We start from the raw sequence: 26,173 nt of genomic DNA, 5'->3' as shown, positions 1-26,173 counted from the left end.
GAGCCCTCAACGGAAGGGCTGGGTCACGCGCCCCAGAGCACGCGTTTTCTCTTGTGTGAAGGAAGAATGCCGAGCATTTCCCGGTATTTGGCCACCGTTCGTCTTGCAATGCGAATATTTTCCTTCTTCAAGAGATCCACCAAGTCCTTGTCGCTGTAGGGATTGGCAGGATCTTCGTCTCGAATCAATCGACGGATGCGTTCCTTGACACTTTCCGAAGCCACCGCCTCACCCACCACACTGTTTATGGAACTGTTAAAGAAATATTTCAACTCAAAAATCCCCTGAGGCGTGTGCATGTACTTATTGGTGGTAACCCTACTGATAGTCGATTCATGCATGCCCACATCCTCTGCCACGTCCCTTAAAACCATGGGCTTAAGATAGGCAATACCCTTTTCAAAAAATTCCCTCTGAAAGTTGACAATACTTTGAGCCACTTTGTACAAAGTGCGTTGACGTTGGTGTATACTCTTGATCAACCAAGCCGCGGAACGAAGTTTGCCTTGAATGTATTCCTTGGCCTCGTCAGGAATCGCCGAATCCCCGCGCAAGGCTTCCTTGTAATAGGGATTCACCCGCAACTTAGGCATGCCGTCTTCATTGAGCACCACCACGAAATCGTCGTCCACCTTGATGACATAGATGTCCGGGCTCACATAATGCACATCTTCATCGCTATACGCTCGACCCGGCTTGGGATCCAAGCTCATAATAATTTCCACGGCCGCCTGAACTTCCTCTTTGGAACGCCGCAAGACTTTCATCAATCCCTGATAGTTCTTGTTCTCCAAATAAGGCAAATACTGTTCGATGATCGTTTCCACCAAGCTGTTGCGCACATCCAGGCTGCGCGCTTGAATGAGCAGGCATTCCTGAAGCGTGCGGGCGGCCACACCTGGAGGGTCAAAGGACTGAACCTTTGTGAGCACCGCTTCCACGCGGTCTATCGAGGTCCCTGTGAGATGGGCGATTTCATCGAGGCCGGCCAAAAGGTAGCCGTCGGAACTGAGGTTTCCGATGATCTGTATGGCGATTTCGCGTTCTTCTTCAGTGAAATCCGAAAGGCACAACTGCCACATGAGGTGGTCTTCCAGGGAAGGCTTTGAGGTCAATCGCTGCTCAAAGGAAGGTTGTTCCTGATTAGGGTCTCTTTCATTGGTCACCGGCGTGTAGGTGCTGTAGTCGGCCAGGAAGCTTTCCCAATCGAAATCATCCCGAACCTTTTCCGTGATCTCCACCTCGTCATAGCGCTCCTCAACCCGAACCGCCTCCGGCTCCACTTCGTCCTTGACCCCAACCTCTTCCAGGCCTTCCGCCACCTCCTCCAGAACCGGGTTGACCTCCAACTCCTGCTGAATGGTCTCCAACAGTTCTAATCGAGACAATTGCAGGAGTTTGATGGCTTGTTGCAACTGAGGCGTGATAATCAGTTGCTGCGTAAGTTTCATGTGTTGCTTGAGTTCCAAGGCCATACCGTCTTCCCGTTCCTAAAGGCTGAATTCTTGCCCGAGGTAGGTTCTGCGAGCCAGTTCGCTTTGCGCGATCACGTGGGGAGGACCCTGTTCGAGTATTCTTCCCTCATGCATGATGTAAGCTCGATCGCATACTCTCAGAGTCTCTCGCACATTGTGATCGGAAATCAAAACGCCGATCCCTCGGTCTCTTAAGGACCGTATCAACCCTTGAATCTCCACGACGGCAATGGGATCGATGCCCGCAAAGGGTTCGTCCAACAAAATGAAGCTGGGCTGTGTCACCAAAGCTCGGCAGATCTCCAACCGACGCCTTTCTCCTCCCGAAAGCCTGTCCGCTCGGCTTCGCCCCAGATGGTCGATGCGAAGTTCCCGCAGCAACTCTCTCAGACGTTGCCTGCGTTCCTCTCGACCCATCTTAAGGGTTTCCATCACGGCCAGCAGGTTCTCCTCCACCGTCAGTTTGCGGAACACGGAAGGCTCTTGGGGCAGATAGGTGATCCCTTTCCGGGCCCTCAGGTACATGGGATCACGTCCGATATCCTCCCCATCCAGATAAACGGCTCCGGAGTCCGGTCGAATAATGCCGATAACACTGTAAAAGGTCGTGGATTTTCCTGCCCCGTTAGGGCCCAACAACCCCACCACCTCACCTTGGCATACCTCCAAGGTCACGTGATCCACAACCACACGCCCACCATATTGCTTCACCAACCTGTCCGTTCGAAGAACTCGTCCTGCCGTCGTCATGGTTTCTGTGGTGATTCCTTGGGGTGAAAGACCGCCTGAACGGGCTTTCCCGATCGGCCTTCCACCACACTTCTTTGCTCTTGCAGGTAGAGCGTGATGAGGTCGCCTTGAACCCTGTCCTTACCTTGCACGAGCTCCGGTTCCCCCATGAGCACAATCTTTTGCTCTTGATTATACAAGACAGCCTTTTGGGCCGTGGCGACTCGATCCCCTTCGGAAATGACCACATTGCCCTCGACTTCAATGCGATCGATCTGATCCCCTGTCACTGTACCCGATTTTGTCGTGGAACCCTTTTCTTTTTCCACGCCGTAAACAGTGAGCTTTTGCGCCGTGATGGTCATGGCACCCTGCTGCACCGTCACATGGCCTTCAAAAACCACCGAGCGACTCTTCTGATCGGCCGTCATACGATCACTGGCAATATGAATGGGAGCGGCGGCCTCACGTCCTGAACGTGAAGGTAGGGGGGATTGGCTTTGGGCAAGAAGACCGGTAGCAAGCGCCAGGAGCCATACAGCAAGGCCCACCGAGACGCCGAATCGAAACCCATCTTTAATCCGCTTCAAGTCCAAGGGTTTTCTTGACGTTGGTCTTTGTTCCTTCATGATCCTCCAGTGCTCGCTCCAAAAAATCCTCGCACCAAAGCCTTTACATTTCCTTCCACAAGGACGGTTGACGATGCCAGGTCATAGTGCCACTGTCGGCCCTCTAGGTCCAGTTGCGGGCCTGTCAGCCGCACAGGGGAGCGGGATTCTATGTTTTGGGCTCCATGTTGATAAAGGACCTTGTCGCAGTGGACTTCATAACCTTGAGGCACACGGGCCGTGACGTTTCCCCACAATTCGATGTCTTTACGGCCCGCGTAAAGAAGCCCATGGTCGCTTACCAGCAGCACTTCTCGCTGGTCTTCCAAAAACAATGTAAAAGTCACCCCCGTCAGAAGCGTCTTTTGTTCCCCTTCGTAGTATTTGGCCTCCTGGGCTTTGAGACGCCATTTGGGCTTGCCTTCCTGCACCTCCGTGTAATCCATGTCCGTCAACCGAATATCCGCATCCACGGTGGAAGCAACGGGGGCTTGCTCCGTCTTTTTTTCCTTCGGCGCTGTGAAAAAAGCCTGGAAGACAAAAACCGTGAGGACCACGGCCATCGCCATAAAAAGCCAAGGAATCACCTTGGCACTTTTCTTCATGATGCGCCCGGCTCCTTTCCCGCTTCCATCAAATGCCTCAAGTTATTTAACACGCGCTCTTTCGCACTGTAAAGAATCATGCCTAACAGCCAAGCATTGACAGGCCCGTTTTTTGCCTTTAGGAGCTTGTCCGAAAATGCAAAATCATCGGTGCGGCGAATGCCTTTTCCACCCAGGGGCGACGCGCCGGGCATTGTGCGTTCTCGGACAGTCTCTAGGAACCTGAAACCATTTCTTTTCCTGGAAGCGTGCGCCTTCGGCCTGTTCTTGATGTCGGTGAAACGCCCGCACTTCGAGGGAAAATGCATTTTTGGACATGCTCCATGAAAAGCTTGTCCCAGAAAAGTCAGCATAGAATCTTTCACGTTGCAAAGGGATGAGAATGATTGCGGACTGTGTCGTTATCGGAGCCGGACCCGCTGGATCTTGCGCCGCACGCAAAGCGGCGCAGCGTGGCCTCACAACCCTTTGTTTTGACAAAGAGCGATTTCCTCGGGAAAAACCCTGCGGAGGCGCCCTATCCATGAATGGCGTCAAAACGTTGGATTTTCCTTTGCCGGCTTCCGTCCGAGAAAGTTATGTTTACGGCATTCGAGCACACCACGGCTCCAGGGTTTTGGAGGCTCGACGATCTCAACCCATCGCCGTGCTGGTACGTCGGGAAACCTTCGATACGTTTTTGGTGGAAAAAGCCCTGGAAGCCGGCGCCGACCTCCACATGGGTGAAAAAGTCCTGGACCTCGAAGAATCCCAACATTACGTGACGGTGAAGACCAATCGAGGGCACTACCGCAGCCGATATGTCATCGTGGCTTATGGCGCCTCGGGAGTCTTGAACCGACGTTCTCAAGGCCCGGCAAGCAAACGAAAGCGCTGGAAGGCCGTGACTCGACGGGAAGCGCTTTCGTCCCTAAAGCACCCTTCTTCGCGCAATGAAAATTTTCTGGAATTTTATTTCGATGCTTACCCCATGGGGTACGGCTGGGTTTTTCCGCTGCAGGACGGCTTTTCCATCGGGGTCGGAGGTTTGCATACCGGGACTTTTTCCACGAGAAAGGCCTTTCTTGATTTTCTGCGAAAGTTCAAAGATTCAGAGAGCGCTTCTTACCGGGGCAGTATCATTCCATGTCCCGGCATTGCTTCCGTTCTAGGCACCCATCGAATCCTTTACGCCGGAGACGCGGGCGGTTTTGGAGAAGCCTTCTCAGGTGAAGGAATTTACTACGCCATGCGTTCGGGACAGCTGGCCTCGGAAACCATCGCCGATGCGCTTCAAGGCTTGCTGCAACGCCCCTTGCATCAGGTTTACCGTAGCCGGTGTCTTCGCGTCTTGGGGGACAATCTTCGGTACGCGGCTTTTTTTGCCAAATGGGTTTATCGATTTCCCGGTTTTTTTGTTCATCTTTTTGCCAGAAAAAGGCTCTGGGCTCAGGAATTTCTAGGAATCCCTTTGGGCGAAACCACCTACAAGCACTTTTTGCTCAAGCGGTTCAGCTTTGGTCTTCTTGGAAATAACGGGAGGTGACGGTTTCCCAAAGGCCTTGCACTTTGAGAATCATCTCGCAGACTTCCCGCGCCGCCCCTCTCCCCCCTGGTCTTTGGGTGACATAATGCGCAAAGGGTTTGACATGCTCCACGGCGTCCTGAACACACACCGCCAAACCCACACGGCGCATGACAGGAACATCGATAAGATCGTCTCCCACGTAAGCTATCCGGTGGTCTTCCAGGCCGGTGGATGTTTTGATCTTGTCGTAAGCATCCAATTTGCGATGAATTCCTTGGTACACGTGTTCAATCCCCAGCCCTTTGGCCCTGTGTTCCACGGCGGCGCAATAACGTCCGGAAATCAGCGCGATCTGAAGACCTGCGCGCTGAAGCAGTTTCATGCCATGCCCGTCTTTCACGTCAAAAGTTTTGGATTCGGACCCATCATCATGGATGGTAATCCCGCCGTCGGTAAGCACGCCGTCCACATCAAAGATCACCAAGCGCACGGCAAGAATTCGATTTTTGAGTTCTTCATTCACGATCGTGTCCCTCACCGGCTGGTTCACTTGAAAGCATCTTCGAGTACTCGCAACACCAAGGTGTTTCACGGCATTTCCAGGTAGGGCCGAGGCGTCGTCCCTTCAAGCCTGGCACTCCATCTTTTCTTGGGGTCACGGGCTTGCGGCCCGCTCATTTTGCAGGCGAGTCGCCCGCGCTCCCAACAGAACAAAGGGTTTGAGACGTAGAGGAACGGCGCGGCGCGCCCCTGCATCATGGCCTGGAACGGCTCATTCCAGTTTTTCGTGCAGACACCTAGAACCATCAGTGCCAAAGGGTGCCCCTTCCAAGTTTTTCCATCGGCCACAGGGCATCTTCAAGCGTCTTTGGAACTTTCACGGCCTCTGTGCAAAAAGAGGCGCATCTTGAAGCCGAAAAGGATGCCTTCGAGTGGTTTCGTACACGTCCTTGAGCGCCTTCAAAATGGCAAAGACCTCATTCAGGGGAACGGAATTGGGACCGTCACAAAGCGCCCTGTCCGGATCCTCATGGACTTCCATGAAGATGCCGTCCGCGCCTGCCGCCACAGCCGCTCGAGCCAAACTTTCCACAAAACGGCGTTCTCCCCCGGAGGCAGTCCCTTGGCCTCCGGGGATTTGCACACTATGGGTGGCGTCAAAAACAAGGGGGTAGGGCGAACGGCTGAGAAGGCTTACCGAACGCATATCCACCACCAAGGTGTTGTAGCCAAAGCAGGTGCCTCGTTCCGTAATAAAAATCTGGCGATTTCCCGCACTTTCCGCCTTTCGAACCACCTGAAACATGTCCCAAGGGGCTAGAAATTGGGCTTTTTTGAGATTGATAGGTTTTCCCGTCTTGGCCGCCGCCACCACCAAGTCCGTCTGTCGAGCCAGGAAAGCAGGAATCTGCAACACATCAACCACTTGGGCCGCCGAAGCGGCTTCATCCACGGCATGCACGTCCGTGATCACAGGCACTCCCACCTGAGACCGCACTTGATGAAGAATCCTAAGGCCTTCCACGAGTCCGGGGCCGCGATAGGATTCAATGGAGGTGCGATTTGCCTTGTCATAGGAGCTCTTGAAAATATAGGGAATGTCCAATTCACGGCAGATACGGGCCATGGTGGCAGCCACACGCACAGCCAGACCTTCGCTTTCCAAGACGCATGGTCCCGCTATGACGAAGAGTCGCTCTTTACCAAAGGGCTGCCCTTGAATCCAAATGGGAGACACGGAATCATGCACGGGGAATCACTCTCCTTGCGGCCGCAAACCCGCTCACGGAACAGCCGTTTCGCTCGCTTCACTCTTTTTCTCTTCCGAAAACTCCAAAGCCTTTTTCACAAACGCCTTGAACAACGGATGAGGATCCATGGGTCTGGATTTGAATTCCGGGTGAAATTGACAACCCAAAAACCACGGGTGATCCGGCAGCTCGATAATTTCAACCAAGTTCCGGTCCGGCGACAACCCCGTAAAACGCAAACCGGCGTTGCCTAAAATCTCCCGATACTCATTGTTGAACTCGTAGCGGTGCCGATGTCTTTCCGAGATTTCCACCTTTCGGTAGGCTTCATAAGCAAAACTGCCCGGCTCCAAGAGGCACGGATAGGCCCCGAGCCGCATGGTGCCTCCCAAATCGGAGTCTTCGTTCCGATGAACCAGCCGATTGTTCTTGTAGTCGAACCATTCCCGCATAAGAAAGATGACAGGGTGCGGCGTGTGTTTGTCGATTTCCATGCTGTGCGCCCCTTCCAAGCCCGCCACATGCCGAGCAAACTCCACCACGGCCATCTGCATGCCAAGACAGATTCCAAAGAAGGGCACCCTGTGTTCCCGAGCATAATGAATCGCCTTGATCTTTCCTTCGATCCCTCGCATTCCAAAGCCTCCGGGCACCAAGATACCGTCAGCCTGCTGCAATAAAGCCTCCCCGCCTGTTCGTTCCACGTTTTCTGAATCCACGTACTGCAGGTGCACACGGGCATCATTGGCCGCCCCACCATGCGCCAAAGCCTCATTGAGGCTCTTGTAGGATTCTCGCAGATCAATGTATTTCCCCACAATGGCGATGGTCACTTCTCGAGACGGGTTTTTCATGCGCCGAATGAGATCCCTCCAGTCGTCCAGTTGAGGAGCTCGAGTCCAAATATTGAGTTTTTTGAGAATCTTTTCATCAAGCCCTTCCTCGTGAAAGCATAAGGGCACCTCATAAATGCATTCCACATCTTTAGCGGTAATGACGGCGTCCGGTTCCACATTACAAAAATGGCCGATCTTGGCCTTGATTTCTTTAGAAAGGGGAAATTCTGTGCGACACAACAAAATATCCGGCTGAATACCGATGCCCCGCAGTTCCTTGACACTGTGCTGCGTGGGTTTGGTTTTCACTTCACCCGCAGCCTTCACGTAAGGGACCAAGGTTACATGAATGTAGAGAGCGTTTTCCCGGCCCACATCAATGCGAAATTGGCGAATGGCTTCCAAAAAAGGCAAACTTTCAATATCCCCAACGGTTCCACCGATTTCCACGATGACCAGATCCACCCCATCGGCCACCTGGCGAATACATGCCTTGATTTCGTCTGTCACATGCGGAATCACCTGAACGGTTCCGCCCAAGTACTCCCCTCGTCGTTCCTTGGTGATCACACTGTAGTAGATGCTGCCTGAGGTGTAGTTGTTGCGCTTGGTCATGCGCGCATGGGTGAAGCGCTCATAATGACCCAAATCCAGGTCTGTTTCGGCCCCGTCGTCGGTGACGTACACTTCGCCGTGCTGAAAGGGATTCATGGTGCCGGGATCCACGTTGATGTAAGGGTCCAACTTCTGCAACGTGACACGAAGACCTCGGCTTTCCATAAGCGCGCCGATGGAAGCGGCCGCCAGCCCCTTGCCCAGGGAGGATAAAACTCCTCCGGTAATAAAGATGTACTTGGGGTCTCTCAAAACCTTGATCCTTTCTCTTTTTGACAACGGATCGTCCCGGTCAAGATGTTCTTTTCGCACCGAAAGCCAGTATAGCGGAAGAGTGTCTCAAGTCAACGCACGGACTTTTGGACTCCTTGCCAACCATGTACGATTTTTCTCTTGCAATCCTGAGGCAGTTTTCTTAGGCTTTTGTGCGAAGGGGCCCTCGGTTGGGGTATGCCCGCCACCGCAGCGTACAATACATTGATCAGCACGTCGTCTCGTACCGATCGGCAGGTTCCGGCAATGATCGTTCGCCATTGGATGACCACAAAAGTGGTAACCACCACCAAAGAGGCGTCCATTCAGGATGCGCTCAAGCTTATGAAACGCCATTCCATTCGTCATCTTCCCGTGGTGGAGGCGAACGGCACCTTGGTGGGCTGGGTGACCGATGCGGATCTGCGCAGTGTGCTCATTGCTTCCATGCTGGAAGAGCTTTCCGTGGAAGATGTCATGGTCCGAAGACCCATTACGGTCAGCGCGGAGGATTCCCTGGAAAGGGCCGCACAATTGGCTCTGGAGAACCGCATCGGCGGTTTGCCTGTCGTAGATGGTCAAAAGCTTGTCGGGGTCATCACGGTTGTGGATATGTTATCGGCTTTCATTTCCATGCTTGGATTAATGCAAAGTTCAAGCAGGCTGGATGTGAGGCTGGTGAGTCCTCAACAGTCCTTGGACAGTGTAACGCGATTGCTTCAGGACAAAGGGGCTGAAATTATTAGTGTCTGTCATGTAAAGCCCACGGAGGCCCACGAGGCCGTCTATTCCTTTCGCCTCAAGAAGTGTTCCATGGAACCCATTCTCGGATCCTTGAAGGAGGAAGGCATCGAAGTGGTTTCGGCAGAGATGTGACTCCAAGTCTGCCCAAGGACACTCAAGGCAGGTAAAACCCACAATCTGAAGCACCACGGTTAAGCCATGAACCCAAAAGGGTGTGGCGGATTTCACGCGGATATCTCCTCAGTCTCCTGATCCCTCCCTCTTCACGCTCCTTCTCTTCAGGGTTCTACCGCCGTTTCCAATATCGCTGTTTCAGGAACTCTCCACCAGTATGTGGCGGTCAGGTTTTTTCACGCTCAGCAATCAGATGGCTTCGTTAAAGGAGGTGATGCGTAACGCGAATCCATGTTTCAGGAACGATGACTTGATGCCCGGCGATGAAGCGCTGCGGGCATCCATGTCCAACGAGCAGGTCAAGGAGGAATGAGCATGGCGAAGATCCCGGAAGATTATCTCCCCCCAAAAGACACATGGCCCGAATACATCGTGCCGGAAGAATTTGCCGACACTCCCATGGAGCTGAATCTTGCCGACTATCTGCTGGACAGGCATGTACGAGAGGGGCGGGGAGACAACATTGCCATCAAGTTCATGGATAAGTCGATCACTTACGCCCAGCTTCAACAGATGGTTAACAAGTTCGGCAACGCCTTGAAGGCTGCCGGCGTTGAACCTCAGGACCGCGTCGGTATTCGCCTGGTCAATTCCCCTCAGGCCCTTGTGACCATCTTTGCCATTGAAAAGATCGGGGCCATTCCCATTCCCACCTCACCCTTGTGGTCCAAGGAGGAAGTGGCCTTTGTGGTCAACAATGCGGAGATGAAGTATTTTGTGGTCAACGCGCCACTCATGGGCCCTGTGGAGGAGGCCAAGCCGGATTTTGACTATGGCACAAAAGTCATTGTCATCGGCGGGAATCCCGATGAGGTGAAGGCTCAGGGGAATCTGGTCTATGAAGAAATGCTTCAGCAGGGATCGCCTGAGCTGGAAGCGACCATGCTCAAAGCCGATGACATTGGAGTCATTCTTTACACTTCAGGCACTACAGGCATGCCCAAGGGCTGCGTGCATTTCGTTCGGCCGGTGATTATTGAATCCCGTCTGGTCAATAAATACGTATACAATTTGAAGCCGGGAGATATTCTGGGTGGAGCGGCTCCGGTTTCCTTTGCCGCCGGCTTTGGGACCTTCACGCTGATTCCCTTTGAAGGCGGCGCCGGTATTTCGCTTCTGCCTAAATTCGCTCCAGCCGACATGATGGAGCTTATCGAAAAGCACAAGATCACCGTGCTCACGGGGCTTCCTACGGCTTACCGAGCTTTGATGAAGTTCCCGGACTTCAAGAAATACGACTTCAGCAGCGTTCGGCTGTGCACTTCCGGCGGCGATGCTTTGGGCGCCGAAACCTTGGAAGGATGGACGAAGCTCACGGGTCAGCCCATCTGGGAAGGTCTCGGCGGTACCGAAATGCTTCATCTGCTCACATCCAACACACTGAACCCCGAACCTGTACCCAATTCCATCGGGAAAGCTCTTCCCGGTGTCCTCGTGCGCGTTGTGGATGCCGACTGGAACGATTGCAAGCCCAATGAAGTGGGCAGCATGATCATCAAAGGACCCTCGGGCACTTTGTACTGGAAGCCTTATGTGGACGGCGAACGCCTTCTCAAATCCCAGCAAAAGGGTGTGAAGAACGGCTGGAACCAGATGGGTGATGCGGTGTACATGCGCGAAGACGGTAATATCTTCTTCGTGTCCCGTGAAGACGACATGATCAAGAGTTCCGGCTACCGCATCGGCCCTGCCGAAGTGGAAGAAGCCATCCTTAAGCATCCGGCTGTGGCGGATTGTGGTGTCATCGGTGTGCCCGATCCGGAAAAAGGCCAGGTGACCAAGGCGTTTATCGTTCTTAAACCCGGCTATGAAGGTGGGGACGCGTTCTTTGAGGAACTTAAGGAATTCCTTAAGCAGCACATTGCCGTCTACAAGCTGCCACGTCTGGTGGAATATGTGGACAGCTTGCCGAGAACGCCCACCGGAAAACTTCTCAGGCGCATGTTGAGGAAATAAGAAACCGAGAAGGTTTCAAGAACCGATGAGGCGGCATGGGCTCTGTGCCGCCTCATTCATTTGAGCTATATTATTAAGCAATGCAAACCATTCAAGGGCGGGCTTTCAAGGCAGGAAAGGAGTGGGCCATGGGATATCGAGTCACCGTGCTGTGTGAAAACACCGTTCCCGTGCCGGGGCTTATTGGAGAACACGGCTTTGCGGCCTACGTGGAAAGCCCCGAAGCGACGCTGCTCTTTGACACAGGCCAAGGGTTCGGTTTGATCCAAAATTCCCTTCGCCTCAAAAAGGATCTTTCCAAGGTGGACAAGCTGGTGCTCAGCCACGGCCATTTTGACCACACGGGAGGTATGCTGGCCTTTCTTGGAGTGCGAGGGCCCTGTCCCGTGGTGGCTCATCCGGACGTGCTCTTGGAAAGGTTCCGCTACATGCCGGTAGGTCCTGTGGAAAAACCTGTCTCCATTGGATTGCCCTGGAAAGAAGCCTATCTGACGACACGAGGCGCTCAATTTCAGTGGGTGGAATCCTTTGCGGAAATCGCTCCCAACGTCTTTGTGTCCGGACAGGTCCCTCGACAGACCGATTTTGAAACCGGAGATCCCAAGTTTGTCATTCGCGCCAACGGCGGCTGGACATCGGATCCGTTTCGCGACGATTATTCCATGGCGCTCAAAACCCCCAAAGGGCTGGTGGTCCTTCTCGGCTGTGCCCATGCGGGTTTGATCAACATTTTGGATCATTTGACAAGCCAAACGGGGGAAAGCCGCATCTATGCGGTTCTTGGGGGTACCCATTTGGGCTTTTCGCCCATGGACCAGTTGGACAAGACCATTGAAGCCCTTAAAAGATTTGATGTTCAGATTCTAGCGGTCAGTCACTGTACCGGACAGGAGCCTATCGCCAGACTTGCGGCGGAATTTGGATCCCGTTTCGCTTTCGCCCCGGTCGGCTATGTGCTTGAAGTGGCGGATTGAAATCAACAACACATAACCATCTTGCCCCTTCCGGTCCCATGGCATATGGTGGACATGCGGGTTCGCGCGCAAAACATAGCGTCAAGGCTGCTTGAAGCATTCAGGAGGGAGGAGGGGCCATGTGGTGTGCACGGCTGGTCTTTGTGTGTGTGTTTTCATGGATGGTGGGGCTCACGGCCGTCCAAGCCGTTTGGTCTTCTCAGGATGCCGTGCGCCTTGGAGCCGTGAACCCGCTTACGGGAAAACTTGGCAATCACGGTCAGGAAATCCTTAGCGGCATTGAATCCGCTGTGCAAGAAATCAACGAAAGCGGAGGGATCAAAGGACGTCCTGTTCAGTTGCTTTCCAGAGACGACCAAAGTCATCCGGAAACGGCCATCAATCAGGTTCAGGATCTGATCTATCGGGAAAAGGTAACGGCTCTGACGGGTGGCTATGTGGATTCTCTGGTCGGTCCTATCAGTCAGCTGGCTTCCAAGGCTCAGGTGCCATACGTCGCTTCGGCAAGCCTTCAAAAAGACCTCACCGTTCGCGGCAAAAATCCCTTCTTCTTTCGCATCTCCCATTTGGACGGAATCACGGAACCTTTATGTCGATTCCTGCCCGAAGTCTTGCCAGGTAAAAGGGTGGCGATTCTCCATGCCGCGACGCCAGGAGCTACGGAGTTTTCTCAAACCCTCTTTCAGTGCCTACGAGGTTCAAGCTTAGAGCTGGTCTTGGTGGAAAAGTTTCGTCCTGGAACCCCCGATTTTTCCCCATTTCTTCTCAAAATGCGCTCCCTGCAAGCGGACGTTCTTGTCAGTGCCGCCTTTTTTGCCGACCATTTGATCCTAGTGCGCCAGATTCGGGAACAAAACGTTCCTCTGACCGCTTACATCGGCCCTTGGGGCGTGGCGTACCCGGAGTTCATCGAACAGATGGGGCCGGCAGCCGAACACCTTTTGGGACTGAGCGCTTGGCTGCCGGATTTTCCACTTACGGGAACGGAAGAGGAATCCAAGCGCTTTACGGAAAAATTTAGAAAGCGATACGGCCGGGATCCCACCTCCACCGTCATGCACGGCTACACTTCGGCTCGAGTGCTTCTTGAGGCCATGCAGGCCGTGTCGGCTCGCGGCCTTCCTTTGAACGGCCCTCATATTGCGGAAGCGCTGAGAAACACCGACATCACATTGCCCATGGGTCGCGTGCAGTTTGACTACAAGGGGGATCCCCTGCATTATCAGCAGCTCGTCATCCAAATTCAAAACGGGCGCCTTGTGCCCATATATCCGGCACAACGCGCTCAAGGTTCCTGGATTCCTATGACAATGCCGGTGCGTTAGAGGTCTGTCCGACAATGAGGAAAGGCATTGGTCTCCCAAAAGAGCGGGCGTCCCGCCCGCATCCATGGCGGGCCAAAGGCACGCCTTTCCAGGAAAAGAGTTCCTTTCGTCCCTGAGGAGCGAGCTCCCGAGTGGCCGGCCTTATACACGATAGGCAGAGATGATGTGGGTGCAATTCTTGATCGGAGTTTTATCACTCGGTTTCTTTTACACTTTGACGGCTTTAGGGTTTTCCCTGATCTTTGGTGTCACCCACGCCTTTAATCTCGCCCATGGAGAATTGATTGTTTTAAGCGGCTATATTGCCTATGGCCTGATGAAGGGGTTCGGCTGGGCCTTTTGGATGACCCTTCCCGTCTGCATGCTGTGTCTCAGCCTGGTGCTCATCGGCATACATCAGGTGCTGAACAAGGTAGGGGAACCTTATGAATTGAATTCTCTGGTCATGACCTTCGGCATCGCCCTCATTGCCCAGAACATTATGCTGTTTCTCTTCAGTGCCGACTACCGCTTGATCCCTTCTTTTGAAGACACCGTTTTTTCGCCTTTTCCCGGCACCACGGTCACGTCCACGCACCTTTGGAGTTTTGTGCTGTCTTCCGCAGCCACAGCCGGCGTCTTTTTGATGTTGCATCGGACTTATTTGGGCAAGGCTTTGCGAGCCACCATTCAAGAGCGGGAAGCGGCCATGCTGGCAGGAATTCATGTGCGCCGCATGAAAAAGGTGGCTTTTGCCATCGGAGGTCTGCTCATCGGCCTTGCCGGGCCGATCTTTGGACGCTTGGCCTATCTGCATCCGGCCGGAGGCATGGAAGCGACCCTCATCGCCATTGTGATCACCATTTTTGCCGGTGTCGGGCATGTGCGAAGTCTTCTACTTGGAGCCTGTGTCCTGGCGGCTTTAGAATCAGGGGCTTCGCTGGTTTTGGGGACGAACTGGCGCGAATTGGTCAGTGCTCTGATTCTCATCGTTTTGCTGTTGTGGAAACCTCACGGACTGCTGGTGGGGAAAAGGTCGGCCCCGGAATTGTGAAAAGAACGCTCTTTCCTTCCTTCATTCTCTTTTGGGCCGTTGTTTTGGTGCTGGCAGTGTGGCCTGCTATCACGCCGCACGAAACCCTTGTCTGCCGCGTTTTGAGCCTGGCTTTTCTTTATGCCGTCATGTCCATGGCCTGGAACCTAACGGCTTTAACCGGCCTTATTTCTTTGGGCCACGCCGCCTATTTTGGGCTCGGTGCCTACGGTGTGGCCCTCATGGATCATTACGGACATTCCAACCTTGTCTGGACTCTTTCGGCAGCCGCCTTGAGCGCCGGGATTTACGGCGCTCTGTGCGCGGCTGTTTTTCGAAACCTGCGTGGTGCCACTTTCGCCCTTGTGACCCTGGCTTCCGTAGAAATCCCCAAAGTTATCGCGGACAATTGGGAATCGATCACTTTCGGGTCCATGGGCCTGGTAGGTATTGCGCCTTTACCTGCGATTCGATTGGCAGGAAGCACCTTGGACCTGGGCGCCAATATGAGGGCGCAGTACTACGCCCTCTTAGGCGTGCTTCTCGCCGGAACCTGGCTTCATCACAAGGCCATCCATTCCCGTTGGGGCTGGGCCTTGCGAGCGATTCGAGAAGATGAACAGGCGGCAGGAGTCCTTGGAGTTCCCGTGCATCGTCTGCGTTGGACCGCCATGACTCTCAGCGCCGTTCTCACAGGCTTGTGCGGCGGTCTTTACGCGCATCTGCATGGGTTTGTGGAGCCGGCCCTTGTTTTCAGTGCCCACTTCTCAGCTTTGCCCCTAGTGCTTTCCATTCTCGGAGGCCGTTTTCGCTGGTATGGCCCTGTCCTCGGCGCCCTTTTTCTTTACCCACTGGACCAGTTCGTTTTGCATCCCGTCCTGCCCGCGGGCCATGCGGCGATTTACGGCCTGGTGATAGTCGCTGCCGTGCTTTTCTTTCCAAAGGGTTTGGGATCGTGGAGCCGATGAAACGTGTTCTGGAAATCCATCACCTGGTGGTGCGTTTCGGCACGCGCACCGTTTTAAAGGATGTCAGCTTTGCCGTGCATGAAGGCGAAATCGTCAGCCTCATCGGCCCAAACGGAGCAGGAAAAACAACCCTCTTCAACGTGGTCTGCGGCCTGGTGCAAGCTTCTTCGGGCGATGTGATCTTCATGGGACGGCCCATCACCGGATGGGCTCCTTATCGTGTGTGTCAAGCCGGCATTGCCCGGACGTTTCAAATTGCGCGTCCCTTTCCGGAAATGACCGCGGAAGAGAACGTGCTTATCGCCATGTGGTTCGGAAAGGGCTTTGCGAAAAGCGAGCCTCCCGTTTCGGACCGAGATGCGGCGCTGGAATGGCTTTGTTTGGTGGGGTTGGAAGAAAAAAGACACACGCTTGGAAAGGAACTGACCCTTTCCGAACAGCGGCGCCTGGAAGTGGCTCGTGCCTTGGCCACCCGCCCTTCCTTGCTTCTTTTGGATGAAATTGCTGCAGGACTCAGCCCTTATGCCGTCAATCAGGCGGCTCAACTGGTTCTTTCCTTGCGTGAACGCGGCATGACCATTGTCCTGGTGGATCATTTCTTGAACCTTACGGCCCGAGTCTCGGATCGCTTGGTAGCCTTGGATCAAGGGGAAAAAATCGTTGAAGGTTCTCCCCACGAAGTGCTCCACCATCCGGAAGTTCTATCGGCCTATCTGGGCGAACGGGAAGCACCCGAAGAGGCGTGATGGGTATGTCGGCCGAAGAAAAGAGAACACCTTTACTTCAGGTGCAGAACCTAAGTGCCTGGATCGGATCCACACCGGTGCTTCAGGATGTCTCCTTCAGTGTGTGGTCTCAGCAAATCGTCGCCATGGTCGGACCTAACGGAGCAGGAAAAACGACTATTTTAAAGTGTGTGGCCGGGATCATTCGACCTGTTCTCGGCGAGATCGTCTACGATGGAAAACGAATCGAAACCTTGGACGTAGCCGACATCGTCGCCCTAGGTCTTGTTTATGTTCCGGAAGGCATGAGTGTTTTTGCGGAAATGTCCGTGCTGGAAAATTTGGAGGTGGGGGGGTATCTGCATCGCCGACGTTTGGACGAAAAACTTCGATTGGTGTTTTGTCTTTTTCCGGAACTGGAGGAAAAAAAACGTCAGAGGGCCGGAGCTTTAAGCGGTGGAGAAAAACGCATGGTCGTGCTTGGCCGAGGCCTTATGGCCGGGGCTCGACTCTTGCTCTTGGACGATCCTTTTCTGGGGCTGAGCCCAAAGGTGGTGCGGCGTTTCTGCAGCGCCTTTCAAAAATTGCGAAAAAGCGGTCTGACCTTGCTCATCGCCGGGCAGCACGTCCGTCGCATTTTACGTGTAGCCGACGTGGCTTTCCTTATTGAAGATGGATCCGTAACCTTGACGGGTCCGGGTCCGGAAATTTTGCGCCACCACCATGTGATTCAGATTCTTTTCGGCAACTCTCAAGAAACTAGCCAAAGCGCCCCGTGATGTAATCTTCTGTCAGTTTGTGGCAAGGTCGCGTAAAGATGCGGTCCGTGGGTCCTACTTCAATCAGATCCCCCATATGAAAAAAGGCCGTCCGTTGGGACACTCGAGCCGCCTGCTGCATGGAGTGAGTCACAATGACGATGCTGTACTGGGCGCGCAGCTCGTGCATCAGGTCTTCAATGCGTCCCGTAGCAATGGGATCCAAAGCCGAGCAAGGCTCATCCATTAAAATCACTTCGGGATTCACCGCAATGGCCCGGGCAATGCACAGCCTCTGTTGTTGCCCTCCCGAAAGGCTGGTTCCCGACTGATGCAGTCGATCTTTGACTTCTTCCCACAAGCCGGCTTTGCGAAGGGATGTTTCTACAATTTCATCCAGTTCTTCCCGACTTTGGGCCAGGCCATGAATTTTGGGACCGTACGCCACATTGTCGTAGATGGACTTGGGAAAGGGGTTCGGCTTTTGAAAAACCATACCCACCTGAGCGCGCAGAAGGACCACGTCCAAGGCCGGATCGTAAATGTCCTGCCCATCCAGGGTAATCGTCCCTGTGACACGGCACCCTTCGATGGTGTCGTTCATGCGGTTCAGGCATCGAAGAAACGTGGACTTGCCGCATCCAGAAGGACCGATCATGGCCAGCACCTCGTTTCGGCCGATGTCTATGGAAACATCCCGAATGGCTCTCTTTTCCCCGTAGAAGACGTTCACATGGCGGCACGTCATGCGAGGATCAGCCACATGGATATCTCCCACCGTAGCTGTGGAAGGCTTTAGAGGCTCTTTTTCCTTCTTATCATCATCTCCGGCCACCACATGATCCCCCTGCCTCGGGTCCTTCAAAATCTTGAAACTTTTCGTATTCACAAAAGCATCCATGACCGTTTCCATAGCATATTCCAACAAGGATGAAAGCCGCGTGCAAGGGCCGAAAAGCCACGACCCTTGCACTCACTCGGTTTACCTGGAAAATTTAAAGGATCATTGCATGGCCAAGGGTTTCATCGCACGGGCCGCTTCCCTCATGGAAGCCCTTTCACTTTCCGGAAGTGGAATCAAGCCTTTGTCGGCCAAGTACCCTTGGGGTCCCCAAGCTTTGTCATCGGTGAATTCCTGAACAAATTCTTTAATGCCGGGAATGCTGCCCACATGAGCTTTCTTGACATAGAAGAAGAGGGGCCTTGAGAGGGTGTATTTTTGGGCGGAGATGGTTTCAAAAGTAGGAGCTACACCGTCTACTTCGGCTCCTTGAATCTTGTCCGTGTTCTGATCCAGGAAACTGAACCCGAAAACACCGACCGCATCCGGGTTAGATAAAAGCTTTTGGACGATAAGGTTGTCGTTTTCCCCGGCATCAATCCAGGCACCATCTTCTCGAAGGCTGTGCACAGCCTTTCTGAAAGCTTTTTCATCGGTTTTCTTCAAGGCTTTCATGGATTCGATCTCGGACGCTCCTTCTTCCATGGCCAATTCTAGGAAAGCGTCTCGAGTTCCAGAGGTAGGAGGAGGTCCAAGGACCTCAATCTTCTTGTCCGGCAGGGAAGGATTCACGTCTTTCCAGGTCTTGTGCGGGTTTTTCACCATGGCGCCTCCGCCTTTGGGATCTGGAATTTCGGCTGCCAAGGCCAAAAAGATGTCCTTTCGAGACAGCTTCATCACCGGAGCTTTCTTGCTATTGGCCAAAACAATGCCGTCATAACCGATCTTGACCTCAACGATTTCCTTCACTCCATTTTGGGCACATGTTTCCAATTCTGACTTTTTAATGGCCCGGGATGCGTTGCTGATATCGGGGTGTTCCACCCCAACCCCTGCGCAAAAGAGCTTAAAACCACCGCCGGTTCCCGTGGATTCCACCTTGGGCGTCTTGAATCCATAAGCCTTTCCAAACTTTTCTGCCACTGTTGTGGAAAAAGGATAAACGGTGGACGATCCCACGATGAAGATATAATCCCGAGCTTGAGCACTCGAGGGCGTCTGAAATACAAAAAGCATTGAAAGGGCGACGACTGAGCAAAATAAACGTTTCATGGTGCGACTCTCCTTGAAATTTTTGTTAAGTTGATTTCTTTCACAGACGCTCGTTTCTTTCATGTCCCTGAGATGTTTGCCATCCGATAAAAAGACACCTCCTTTCTTTGTTCACCAACGCCGTTCAAATCGGTTCCTCAAATAGACCGCCGTCGCATTCATGACGATCAGGAACGCCAGCAGCACCAAGATGGCAGCCGAGGTCCTTTCGACAAAGGCACGTTCGGCACTGTCCGCCCACAGATAGATTTGGACAGGAAGGACGGTGGCTGGGTCGGTGAATCTTCGAGGAATATCCACAACAAAAGCAACCATTCCCACCATGAGCAAAGGCGCGGTTTCCCCTAGAGCTCTCGCCATGCCGATGATGGTTCCCGTGAGCATGCCTGGAAGAGCCAAAGGCAACACATGGTGAAAGACGGCTTGCATGGGCGAAGCCCCGACACTCAAAGCCGCATCCCGAATGGATGGAGGCACGGCCTGAAGAGAAGCTCGCCCGGCAATGATAATGGTCGGTAAGGTCATAAGGGTCAGCACAAGGCCACCCACCAAGGGAGAAGATCGTGGGAGACCGAAAAAGGAGAGAAAAACGGCGAGGCCGAGAAGTCCAAAGACAATGGAAGGGACGGCCGCCAGGTTGTTGATGTTGACCTCGAGGATGTCCGTCCAGCGGTTTTTAGGCGCAAATTCTTCCAAATAAACGGCTGCCGCCACGCCGATGGGAAAGGACAGGGCCAAAGTGACCAAAAGGGTGTAAAAGGATCCCGCTGTGGCTCCTAAAATACCCGCCAGTTCCGGTTCTCGAGAATCTCCTGAAGTAAAAAACGCCATATTCCAATGTTTCGCCACACGCCCTTGAGATTCCAGGACCTGAAGCCACTGAAGGCTTCGGTCTCCCAGGCGTCGTTCCGATTCCGGAAGTCGGCGATCCACATGACCCTTGACCACCATGTCCACATCCGCCGAGGCCGGAACCCAGAGGGAAAGAGTCTTGCCGATAACCGATGTGTCTTCCAGGACCTTTTCTCGCACCACCGTTCCGGCTCCGGTACTGACCAGGCTAAAGAGCTCCCTTTTTTGCTGCCTGCCTTCGACTTCAGGAAAGAGCTTTTCAAGACTCCTTTTCACCAAACCTTGGTAATCGGCACGATCCAGATTCCCCACGTGCACCTCGTCAGGGTCCACATAGATGTCCAACAAGACAACTGTTCGCTGAAAGGCCGTATACCCCTTGGAAAGGATGTCCAGAAACATAAAAGCCAAAAAGGCTAAGGCACAGAGCACCGCGGCCGCCCCCAGTGTTCGAAACCTTTTTTCCGCTCGGTAACGTTTGGCCAGACCGGCCTGCACCATTTTTACCGTTCGAGACGAGGTCGAAACGGATTCAGAAGAAGGCAACGTCACTTGTTTATTCATATTGCTCCCGATACTTACGAACCACGTACAAGGCGATGATGTTGAGGATTAAGGTCACCACAAAAAGAACCAAGCCCAAGGCAAAGGCTGCCAGCGTCTTGGGACTGTCGAATTCCTGATCCCCCACAAGCAAGGTGACAATCTGCACGGTCACCGTCGTCACGGCCGAAAGAGGGTTCAGGGTCAGGTTGGCGGCTAAGCCCGCCGCCATGACGACGATCATCGTTTCGCCGACGGCGCGGGACATTCCCAGCAACACACCTCCCACAATGCCCGGCAAAGCCGCCGGAAGAACCACTTTCTTGACGGTTTCAGAACGGGTGGCCCCCAGAGCTAATGACCCGTCACGAAGATCATTGGGGACAGCTGTGATCACATCGTCGGACAAGGAGGAGATAAAAGGAACAATCATGATCCCCATGACCAAGCCCGCTGCCAGAGCACTTTCCGACGCCACCGAAAGCCCTAGACTTTCGCCGACTCGCCGAATGGAAGGCCCAACGGTTAAGGCGGCGAAAAAGCCATAAACCACGGTGGGAATCCCCGCCAAAATTTCCAAAATGGGCTTGACAATGGCGCGCGCCTTTTTCGGGGCGTATTCACTGAGGTAAACAGCCGAAAGAAGCCCTAAAGGGACGGCAACGGCCATGGCAATGGCGGCAATGAGAAGGGTTCCCGTAAAGACGGGGATCATGCCGAAAGCCCCGGAAGCTCCCACCTGGTCGGCGCGGATCGCCATCTGAGGGCTCCATTTAAGACCCAACAGAAATTCCCACCACGGCACCAGACGAAAAAACCTCATGGCTTCAAAAAGAACAGAAAAAATGATGCCCACGGTGGTCAAAACAGCGATGGTAGACGCCAAGATCAGAAAGACACGCAGAACCTTTTCCACTTGGTTTCGCGCTCGAAAAGAAACCGAGATTTTTCTATACCCCATCTGGACGCCAAGACCCGCAAAGGTCAGGACAGCCGTCCATAGGGCCGTCCTCGCCAAAGTCTGCAGCCTCTTATACTGCTCCGCGGCCGCCTGAATGGCAGAGTCGGCCTGCCCGGAAACAATGCCCCCCTGGGCCAAATTTCTGATGTCATTGAGCACAAGACTCAAACGATCCGAAGAAAGCCCTTGGTAAGAATCAGGAAGGTGACGTAGGACCCACTGTTCCAGCAGCACAGGTTCCAGCAAGATCCAAAGGAAGAAGATCAGCAGAGCGGGGAGAGCGCACCACATGGCCAGATAAACGCCGTAGTAGTGGGGCCTGGAGGCAAGCTGTCTGGCATGAGTTTCGCCGCCGACGAGACGAAGCGCACGGCGACGGCCCAGGGCGTACGCCGTAGCACTCAAAAGTAGAACACAGAAGACAACCAAACTAGACATGGCAACTTTTCTCGATCATTCGGGCCCTGACAAAGCGCCGTTTTTTGAATCCCTGACTCTTAGCTTTTGAGCTACAACCTTTTTCATGTCACGGGGACTTTACGAAGAGCATGTGAACGCGACGTTACCGCTATGTGACAATCATGTTACAGTGCTTTTAAGGAACGGAGCTCTGACGATTCTCAAGGCTTTCCATGGGAAAAAAACTGTGTCACACAAACGTCACAGATTCATCACGTCACTGTGACAAAATTGACGTTTCATGGCGATGTTCCAATGACTTTAGAGGAAACATCGGGTATCCAAAGGGAAAGAGTGTTTTTGGAGTTCGGAAACGCATTGTCACGGAGGTGTTCGTGGCACGAGGAAAGGTCCTTATCATCGAGGATGACAAAGACATCTTGAACCTGGTGGCTTGGCATCTCAAAGCTGCCGACTATGAGGTTCTCAAAGCCGAAGACGGGGTCTCGGGTTTGGAGAGAGCCACACAAGAAAAGCCCGATTTGATCGTTCTGGATCTAATGCTTCCAGGCATGGATGGTCTCGAAGTCTGCAAGGCTCTGAAACGGCATCAAGACACGGCATCCATTCCCATCATCATCTTGACGGCTCGAGGCGAAGAAGCCGACCGTATTTTGGGTTTGGAAATGGGCGGGGATGATTATGTGGTCAAGCCGTTTAGTCCAAGGGAACTGGTCCTTAGGGTTCAGGCGGTTATGCGCCGTGTCTCCCCCGCTGAATCCGGAGAAAATCTGCTTTCTGCGGAAGGATTGGTCGTGGACCCTCAGGCGCATCGTGTGTGGATCGATCGTAAGGAAGTGACCCTGACGGCCACGGAATTCAAGCTCCTGTTGGAATTGATGTCCAATAAGGGCCGCGTCTTGTCTCGAGATCGGCTTTTAGATCGCGTGTGGGGTTATCATTTCGAAGGCTATGCTCGAACGGTGGATACACATATTCGCCGGCTTCGTCAAAAACTGGAAGGATACGCCGGTTTTGTAGAAACGATTCGGGGTGTGGGCTACCGGTTTCGAGACCGGAGTGGTTCATGAAAACGTTAAGTGTGCGCACCCGTTTGCTACTCGCCTTCTGGACCATACTGCTGGTGTGTGTGCTGGCACCTGTGACCTATTTTCATCGTCAGCTGCATCAGGTTCTGTTGGATGAATCCAAAAAGCGCATCCATCAGGAGCTGACTTTTCTTATCTGGTCCCTGAAGAATCATGACCCGTTTCCATGGCTGAGCGATTTGGACGATTGGTGTACTCAGGTGGGAAACCTTTTGGGACTGCGCATCACTTACATTGCACAAGGAGGCCGTGTTGTGGCCGACAGTGATGTGCCCTATGACAAACTGGGATTCATGGAAAATCACTGGGATCGTCCCGAGGTGGCGGCCGCTCGACAAGGCGGCTTTGGGTTCATTATGCGACGCAGCGACACCGTCCGCAAAGACTTTCTCTACGGGGCCATGCCCGTCTCGAACATTCCCAATCTTCCTTCAGGCATTCTGCGCATTGCCATGCCCGTGTCCCAAATCAAAGGCACTCTGGATCAGCAGAGGAGGCAACTTTGGATAATTTTGGGATTTTCCTTTGTCGGCACGGGACTTCTTGCCTTGGCTCTTTCGCGGCTTATGGAAAAACCGCTTATGCCTTTGCTGGACATGGTGCGCGCCCTGGGACGCCTCCAACGCCATCGCCTTCGGCCTTCGGGCTATCCTGTGCTGGACGCATTAGGCGAAGCCTTGCAAGAAACGGCGTTCCAGATCGAAGAACATATGAAAGCCTTGGAAGATCAGCGTGGTCAGCTTCAAGCCATTCTCGAAGGCATGCAGGAAGGTGTTCTTCTTCTGGATGCCGAAGGGCGGATTCAGAGTGCCAATCGCGCGGCTCTTCAGATGCATCGCGGTCCCAAGCCCCCTTTGGGCTTGAAGCCCCTGGAAGTTTTTTTCAATGCCGATTTGCAGAAAGCCTGCGATGCCGTCCTGGCGGGAAGGCATGCAGAGCGCATGGAAATTGTTCTGGAACCGGACCGATACTTCGACGTCCATGTGGTCTCATTACGTTCACCGGGAATGCCCAAAGGGGCCGTGGTTGTGCTTCATGATATTACGGAGCTGAAACGTTTGGCCAGGATTCGCCGTGATTTTGTGGCCAATGTCTCCCATGAATTGCGAACGCCTTTGACCGCCATCAAAGGATACGCTGAAACATTGCTGGAGAGTCCCTGCGCTGAAGATGCGGAAACCAGAATGTTTATGGAAACTATCTTACGTAAAGCCAACCACATGACCCGAATGGTCAATGATCTGCTGACCTTGACCCGCTTGGAAAGTCAACCGCCTCAGGTGCCTCAAAGCGCCGTAGACGCTGCCTCTGCCTTGGCTTCAGCCGTGGAAACATGTCATCCGGAATCTCGAAAACGCAACATGGACATTCAGATCCATTTTCCCGAAGAACGCTTGTGGGTGCGCGCCGAACGTGACGCTTTGATGCAGGTATTTCAGAATCTTTTGGATAATGCCATCCGCTACAGTTACCCTCAGACCGTCATTCGCGTGCGAGCGGAGGTACAAAAGGACACTGTGCTTTTTGCCGTAGAAGACGAAGGCCCTGGCATTCCTTTCGAGCACCAAGCTCGAGTCTTTGAACGTTTCTATCGAGTACCCCGACAAAGGGAAAGCACTACGGAAAGCACGGGGCTCGGGCTTGCCATCTGCCGTCATCTTGTGCAGAACATGGGAGGACGGATCTGGGTGGAAAGCCCGGTGCGCGAAAAAGGAATTGGAACGGCGTTTTTCTTCACATTACACCGGGCCTTGGAACCCGAGAGTAAAGAGACACCTGAGGGCTGAAAAAAATCTTTGGAGTTGAGATTATGAAATCACGGTTTATTCGGCAGATGGAAGAACTGAGAATGACGGTCCTTGAAATGGCGACCCTGACGGAAAAAGCCATGGAAAAAGCCCTGCAGGCCTTTAAGACTCGGGATGAAGAGCTCGCCGCCCAGGTCATCGCCGAAGACCAGATTGTGAATCAGCTGGAGATGAAAGTTGACCATCTGTGCCTTTCCCTGCTGGCCTTGGAACAGCCTGTGGCCAAGGATCTCAGGTTCATCATTGGAGCCCTGCGCATGAGTATTGATCTGGAGCGCATCGCCGATCAGGCGGTCAATATCGCGCAAAGGGCTCAATTCCTGGCCCGAAGGCCGCCACTTGATTTTCTTCCTGAATTGGATGCCCTGGCGGACACGGCCATGGACATGTTGCGGGTGGCCATCAGTGCTTTCGCCCATGAAAACGTAACCCGAGCCTACGATGTCTGCCAAATGGACGATGAAGCCGATGAGCTTAACGACAAGGTGTTAAGGCGTATGATCGATCTTATGGTCAACGAAAGCCGAAGCATTGAAAGGGCTGTGCAAACCATCATCACGGCACGGTGTTTGGAGAGGGTGGCAGATCAGACCACCAATATCGCCGAAAGCGTCATTTTTATCGTTCAAGGGGTAAACATCAAGCACCGCTGCGAACCTTAAGCGTTCTTTGTGAAGAATTCTTGGTATGCCTTCTCGGAGCTTGTCCAAGAACTTAGAATGAGCCATTCCGGTCCAAGACTTAGGGGCACGGGGCGCCGTGCTCTTACGCCCCAAAATCTGTGGAAGCGCAGGCCTCTGGCCCGCCATTTGCGCGGGCGGGACTTCCGCGCTCCCTGACGATAACTTGTCGGTCACTCACGTAGAGGCGGACCTATGAGTCCGCCCCTAAACCTTTCAGGCACAACAATCCATTGGGGCGGAAACACAGGTCCGCTCCCACAGATGGGGTACCGGCGGAAACCTTCAGGCTTGGCCGATATAGAATAAAGACCATGGCTTTCCCGAAACATCGATTCCACCCACGCTCATGTTCCGGACACCACGCACATCATGCGCGCGGGACTTCTGCATTTCCAGGCAAGAAACCCATTTAAGGCATGGAGGAGCGAAGCGCCGCCTTGCCTCTACCTTGAAGTGGCAAAAAACTCTCGTATTCCGAGCTCTCGGACAGGCTCCTAGCCGAGGGAGGCTTAGGCCATGGACACCCTTTCCACCTTTTCTTTTGTCTTCTCTTCCCTTGACAGGATGTTATGGATTCTCTACAGTGCGGTCGGTGTCGAGAATCCATTGAGCCGTCATGATCAGCCTTCATAGAAAACCCCTAAGGCAGCAACGTATGAAGCGGCGGGAAGGTTTAAGCCGCTGAAGCGAAGTTTTTTGCACAGACGATTCTGAGATTCTTTTCCTAAGGTTTGCTGTTCATTCCACATTC

General features: G+C 53.4%; 24 protein-coding genes. 12 read left to right on the top strand and 12 right to left on the bottom strand.

From position 1 onward, the window contains the following. Positions 1 to 23 precede the first annotated feature (23 nt). Genes rpoN through WHS46_13195 form a run of 5 tightly spaced genes read right to left on the bottom strand, consistent with a single transcriptional unit; the run spans position 24 to position 3,770 of the window. Positions 24 to 1,475: an RNA polymerase factor sigma-54 gene (rpoN, locus tag WHS46_13215; protein ID MEJ5349635.1), complete on the bottom strand. Its 1,452-nt coding sequence runs from the start codon at positions 1,473 to 1,475 to the stop codon at positions 24 to 26. A gap of 15 nt (positions 1,476 to 1,490) precedes the next feature. Further along, entirely contained in the window at positions 1,491 to 2,225 is a 735-nt protein-coding gene (gene lptB / locus WHS46_13210; protein MEJ5349634.1) for an LPS export ABC transporter ATP-binding protein, read from the bottom strand. Then, the gene (gene lptA / locus WHS46_13205; GenBank protein ID MEJ5349633.1) at positions 2,222 to 2,833 is read right to left on the bottom strand and encodes a lipopolysaccharide transport periplasmic protein LptA; all 612 of its coding nucleotides are present in this window, start codon (positions 2,831 to 2,833) and stop codon (positions 2,222 to 2,224) included. The genes lptB and lptA overlap by 4 nt, the downstream gene beginning before the upstream one ends. Then, positions 2,830 to 3,417, bottom strand: a complete 588-nt coding sequence (gene lptC, locus WHS46_13200; protein ID MEJ5349632.1) for an LPS export ABC transporter periplasmic protein LptC — start codon at positions 3,415 to 3,417, stop codon at positions 2,830 to 2,832. Before lptC ends, lptA begins: the two co-directional genes overlap by 4 nt. After that, on the bottom strand, positions 3,414 to 3,770 hold the full coding sequence (locus tag WHS46_13195) for a hypothetical protein (protein ID MEJ5349631.1): 357 nt from the start codon (positions 3,768 to 3,770) through the stop codon (positions 3,414 to 3,416). Before WHS46_13195 ends, lptC begins: the two co-directional genes overlap by 4 nt. A 29-nt stretch (positions 3,771 to 3,799) precedes the next feature. On the opposite strand from WHS46_13195, the gene WHS46_13190 reads away from it, so the two are divergent. Continuing rightward, positions 3,800 to 4,942: a geranylgeranyl reductase family protein gene (locus WHS46_13190; protein MEJ5349630.1), complete on the top strand. Its 1,143-nt coding sequence runs from the start codon at positions 3,800 to 3,802 to the stop codon at positions 4,940 to 4,942. Here WHS46_13190 and WHS46_13185 read toward each other — a convergent pair. The 3 genes from WHS46_13185 to WHS46_13175 form a co-directional block, all read right to left on the bottom strand. Next, positions 4,908 to 5,447 (bottom strand): HAD-IIIA family hydrolase, encoded by a 540-nt coding sequence (locus tag WHS46_13185; protein ID MEJ5349629.1) that lies wholly within the window; start codon positions 5,445 to 5,447, stop codon positions 4,908 to 4,910. The two genes, WHS46_13190 and WHS46_13185, sit on opposite strands and share 35 nt — an antisense overlap. A gap of 354 nt (positions 5,448 to 5,801) precedes the next feature. Then, on the bottom strand, positions 5,802 to 6,674 hold the full coding sequence (gene kdsA, locus WHS46_13180) for a 3-deoxy-8-phosphooctulonate synthase (protein ID MEJ5349628.1): 873 nt from the start codon (positions 6,672 to 6,674) through the stop codon (positions 5,802 to 5,804). A gap of 33 nt (positions 6,675 to 6,707) precedes the next feature. Continuing rightward, complete coding sequence (locus WHS46_13175) at positions 6,708 to 8,378, bottom strand: CTP synthase (protein ID MEJ5349627.1); 1,671 nt, start codon at positions 8,376 to 8,378, stop codon at positions 6,708 to 6,710. A gap of 198 nt (positions 8,379 to 8,576) precedes the next feature. Here WHS46_13175 and WHS46_13170 point away from each other — a divergent pair, with 198 nt between their 5' ends. The 8 genes from WHS46_13170 (at position 8,577) to WHS46_13135 (ending at position 17,035) form a co-directional block, all read left to right on the top strand. Then, on the top strand, positions 8,577 to 9,254 hold the full coding sequence (locus WHS46_13170) for a CBS domain-containing protein (GenBank protein MEJ5349626.1): 678 nt from the start codon (positions 8,577 to 8,579) through the stop codon (positions 9,252 to 9,254). A gap of 357 nt (positions 9,255 to 9,611) precedes the next feature. Further along, positions 9,612 to 11,252, top strand: a complete 1,641-nt coding sequence (locus WHS46_13165; protein MEJ5349625.1) for an acyl-CoA synthetase — start codon at positions 9,612 to 9,614, stop codon at positions 11,250 to 11,252. A gap of 128 nt (positions 11,253 to 11,380) precedes the next feature. Continuing rightward, a complete protein-coding gene (locus tag WHS46_13160; GenBank protein MEJ5349624.1) occupies positions 11,381 to 12,226 on the top strand; it encodes an MBL fold metallo-hydrolase in 846 nt (281 codons plus the stop codon). A gap of 119 nt (positions 12,227 to 12,345) precedes the next feature. Further along, positions 12,346 to 13,551 (top strand): ABC transporter substrate-binding protein, encoded by a 1,206-nt coding sequence (locus WHS46_13155; protein MEJ5349623.1) that lies wholly within the window; start codon positions 12,346 to 12,348, stop codon positions 13,549 to 13,551. Between the two features lie 160 nt (positions 13,552 to 13,711). Further along, positions 13,712 to 14,584 (top strand): branched-chain amino acid ABC transporter permease, encoded by an 873-nt coding sequence (locus WHS46_13150; protein MEJ5349622.1) that lies wholly within the window; start codon positions 13,712 to 13,714, stop codon positions 14,582 to 14,584. Next, entirely contained in the window at positions 14,581 to 15,531 is a 951-nt protein-coding gene (locus WHS46_13145) for a branched-chain amino acid ABC transporter permease (protein MEJ5349621.1), read from the top strand. Before WHS46_13150 ends, WHS46_13145 begins: the two co-directional genes overlap by 4 nt. Next, positions 15,528 to 16,277, top strand: a complete 750-nt coding sequence (locus WHS46_13140; GenBank protein ID MEJ5349620.1) for an ABC transporter ATP-binding protein — start codon at positions 15,528 to 15,530, stop codon at positions 16,275 to 16,277. The genes WHS46_13145 and WHS46_13140 overlap by 4 nt, the downstream gene beginning before the upstream one ends. Positions 16,278 to 16,282: 5 nt before the next feature. Next, a complete protein-coding gene (locus WHS46_13135) occupies positions 16,283 to 17,035 on the top strand; it encodes an ABC transporter ATP-binding protein (GenBank protein ID MEJ5349619.1) in 753 nt (250 codons plus the stop codon). On the opposite strand, the gene pstB is transcribed toward WHS46_13135, so the two are convergent. The 4 genes from pstB to pstC form a co-directional block, all read right to left on the bottom strand. Further along, positions 17,016 to 17,915: a phosphate ABC transporter ATP-binding protein PstB gene (gene pstB / locus WHS46_13130; GenBank protein MEJ5349618.1), complete on the bottom strand. Its 900-nt coding sequence runs from the start codon at positions 17,913 to 17,915 to the stop codon at positions 17,016 to 17,018. The two genes, WHS46_13135 and pstB, sit on opposite strands and share 20 nt — an antisense overlap. A gap of 102 nt (positions 17,916 to 18,017) precedes the next feature. Further along, the gene (locus tag WHS46_13125) at positions 18,018 to 19,067 is read right to left on the bottom strand and encodes a PstS family phosphate ABC transporter substrate-binding protein (GenBank protein ID MEJ5349617.1); all 1,050 of its coding nucleotides are present in this window, start codon (positions 19,065 to 19,067) and stop codon (positions 18,018 to 18,020) included. A gap of 111 nt (positions 19,068 to 19,178) precedes the next feature. Continuing rightward, positions 19,179 to 20,483, bottom strand: coding sequence for a phosphate ABC transporter permease PstA (pstA, locus tag WHS46_13120; GenBank protein MEJ5349616.1), 1,305 nt, complete (start codon positions 20,481 to 20,483; stop codon positions 19,179 to 19,181). After that, positions 20,476 to 21,861 carry a phosphate ABC transporter permease subunit PstC gene (gene pstC, locus WHS46_13115; protein ID MEJ5349615.1) on the bottom strand — a complete coding sequence of 462 codons (1,386 nt, stop codon included), beginning with the start codon at positions 21,859 to 21,861 and terminating at the stop codon, positions 20,476 to 20,478. Before pstC ends, pstA begins: the two co-directional genes overlap by 8 nt. A 356-nt stretch (positions 21,862 to 22,217) precedes the next feature. Between pstC and WHS46_13110 the strand changes: the two genes are divergently transcribed. The 3 genes from WHS46_13110 to phoU are packed head-to-tail and all read left to right on the top strand — an operon-like array spanning position 22,218 to position 25,401. Beyond that, entirely contained in the window at positions 22,218 to 22,913 is a 696-nt protein-coding gene (locus WHS46_13110) for a response regulator transcription factor (GenBank protein ID MEJ5349614.1), read from the top strand. Continuing rightward, on the top strand, positions 22,910 to 24,718 hold the full coding sequence (locus WHS46_13105; protein ID MEJ5349613.1) for an ATP-binding protein: 1,809 nt from the start codon (positions 22,910 to 22,912) through the stop codon (positions 24,716 to 24,718). Before WHS46_13110 ends, WHS46_13105 begins: the two co-directional genes overlap by 4 nt. Positions 24,719 to 24,741: 23 nt before the next feature. Further along, a complete protein-coding gene (phoU, locus tag WHS46_13100; GenBank protein ID MEJ5349612.1) occupies positions 24,742 to 25,401 on the top strand; it encodes a phosphate signaling complex protein PhoU in 660 nt (219 codons plus the stop codon). Positions 25,402 to 26,173: the final 772 nt, after the last annotated feature.

The organism is Desulfosoma sp., from assembly GCA_037481875.1.
Taxonomy (GTDB): Bacteria; Desulfobacterota; Syntrophobacteria; order Syntrophobacterales; family DSM-9756; genus Desulfosoma.
The sequence above is the reverse complement of the archived record's forward strand: the minus strand, read 5'-3'. Positions and strand labels throughout refer to the sequence as shown.

Excerpts from the sequence above, each read along its gene's own strand:
- rpoN (MEJ5349635.1), bottom strand. The coding sequence starts at position 1,475 with ATGGCCTTGGAACTCAAGCAACACATGAAACTTACGCAGCAACTGATT.
- lptB (MEJ5349634.1), bottom strand. The coding sequence starts at position 2,225 with ATGACGACGGCAGGACGAGTTCTTCGAACGGACAGGTTGGTGAAGCAA.
- lptA (MEJ5349633.1), bottom strand. The coding sequence starts at position 2,833 with ATGAAGGAACAAAGACCAACGTCAAGAAAACCCTTGGACTTGAAGCGG.
- lptC (MEJ5349632.1), bottom strand. The coding sequence starts at position 3,417 with ATGAAGAAAAGTGCCAAGGTGATTCCTTGGCTTTTTATGGCGATGGCC.
- WHS46_13195 (MEJ5349631.1), bottom strand. The coding sequence starts at position 3,770 with ATGCTGACTTTTCTGGGACAAGCTTTTCATGGAGCATGTCCAAAAATG.
- WHS46_13190 (MEJ5349630.1), top strand. The coding sequence starts at position 3,800 with ATGATTGCGGACTGTGTCGTTATCGGAGCCGGACCCGCTGGATCTTGC.
- WHS46_13170 (MEJ5349626.1), top strand. The coding sequence starts at position 8,577 with ATGCCCGCCACCGCAGCGTACAATACATTGATCAGCACGTCGTCTCGT.
- WHS46_13165 (MEJ5349625.1), top strand. The coding sequence starts at position 9,612 with ATGGCGAAGATCCCGGAAGATTATCTCCCCCCAAAAGACACATGGCCC.
- WHS46_13160 (MEJ5349624.1), top strand. The coding sequence starts at position 11,381 with ATGGGATATCGAGTCACCGTGCTGTGTGAAAACACCGTTCCCGTGCCG.
- WHS46_13155 (MEJ5349623.1), top strand. The coding sequence starts at position 12,346 with ATGTGGTGTGCACGGCTGGTCTTTGTGTGTGTGTTTTCATGGATGGTG.
- WHS46_13150 (MEJ5349622.1), top strand. The coding sequence starts at position 13,712 with ATGATGTGGGTGCAATTCTTGATCGGAGTTTTATCACTCGGTTTCTTT.
- WHS46_13140 (MEJ5349620.1), top strand. The coding sequence starts at position 15,528 with ATGAAACGTGTTCTGGAAATCCATCACCTGGTGGTGCGTTTCGGCACG.
- WHS46_13135 (MEJ5349619.1), top strand. The coding sequence starts at position 16,283 with ATGTCGGCCGAAGAAAAGAGAACACCTTTACTTCAGGTGCAGAACCTA.
- pstB (MEJ5349618.1), bottom strand. The coding sequence starts at position 17,915 with ATGGATGCTTTTGTGAATACGAAAAGTTTCAAGATTTTGAAGGACCCG.
- WHS46_13125 (MEJ5349617.1), bottom strand. The coding sequence starts at position 19,067 with ATGAAACGTTTATTTTGCTCAGTCGTCGCCCTTTCAATGCTTTTTGTA.
- pstA (MEJ5349616.1), bottom strand. The coding sequence starts at position 20,483 with ATGAATAAACAAGTGACGTTGCCTTCTTCTGAATCCGTTTCGACCTCG.
- pstC (MEJ5349615.1), bottom strand. The coding sequence starts at position 21,861 with ATGTCTAGTTTGGTTGTCTTCTGTGTTCTACTTTTGAGTGCTACGGCG.
- WHS46_13105 (MEJ5349613.1), top strand. The coding sequence starts at position 22,910 with ATGAAAACGTTAAGTGTGCGCACCCGTTTGCTACTCGCCTTCTGGACC.
- phoU (MEJ5349612.1), top strand. The coding sequence starts at position 24,742 with ATGAAATCACGGTTTATTCGGCAGATGGAAGAACTGAGAATGACGGTC.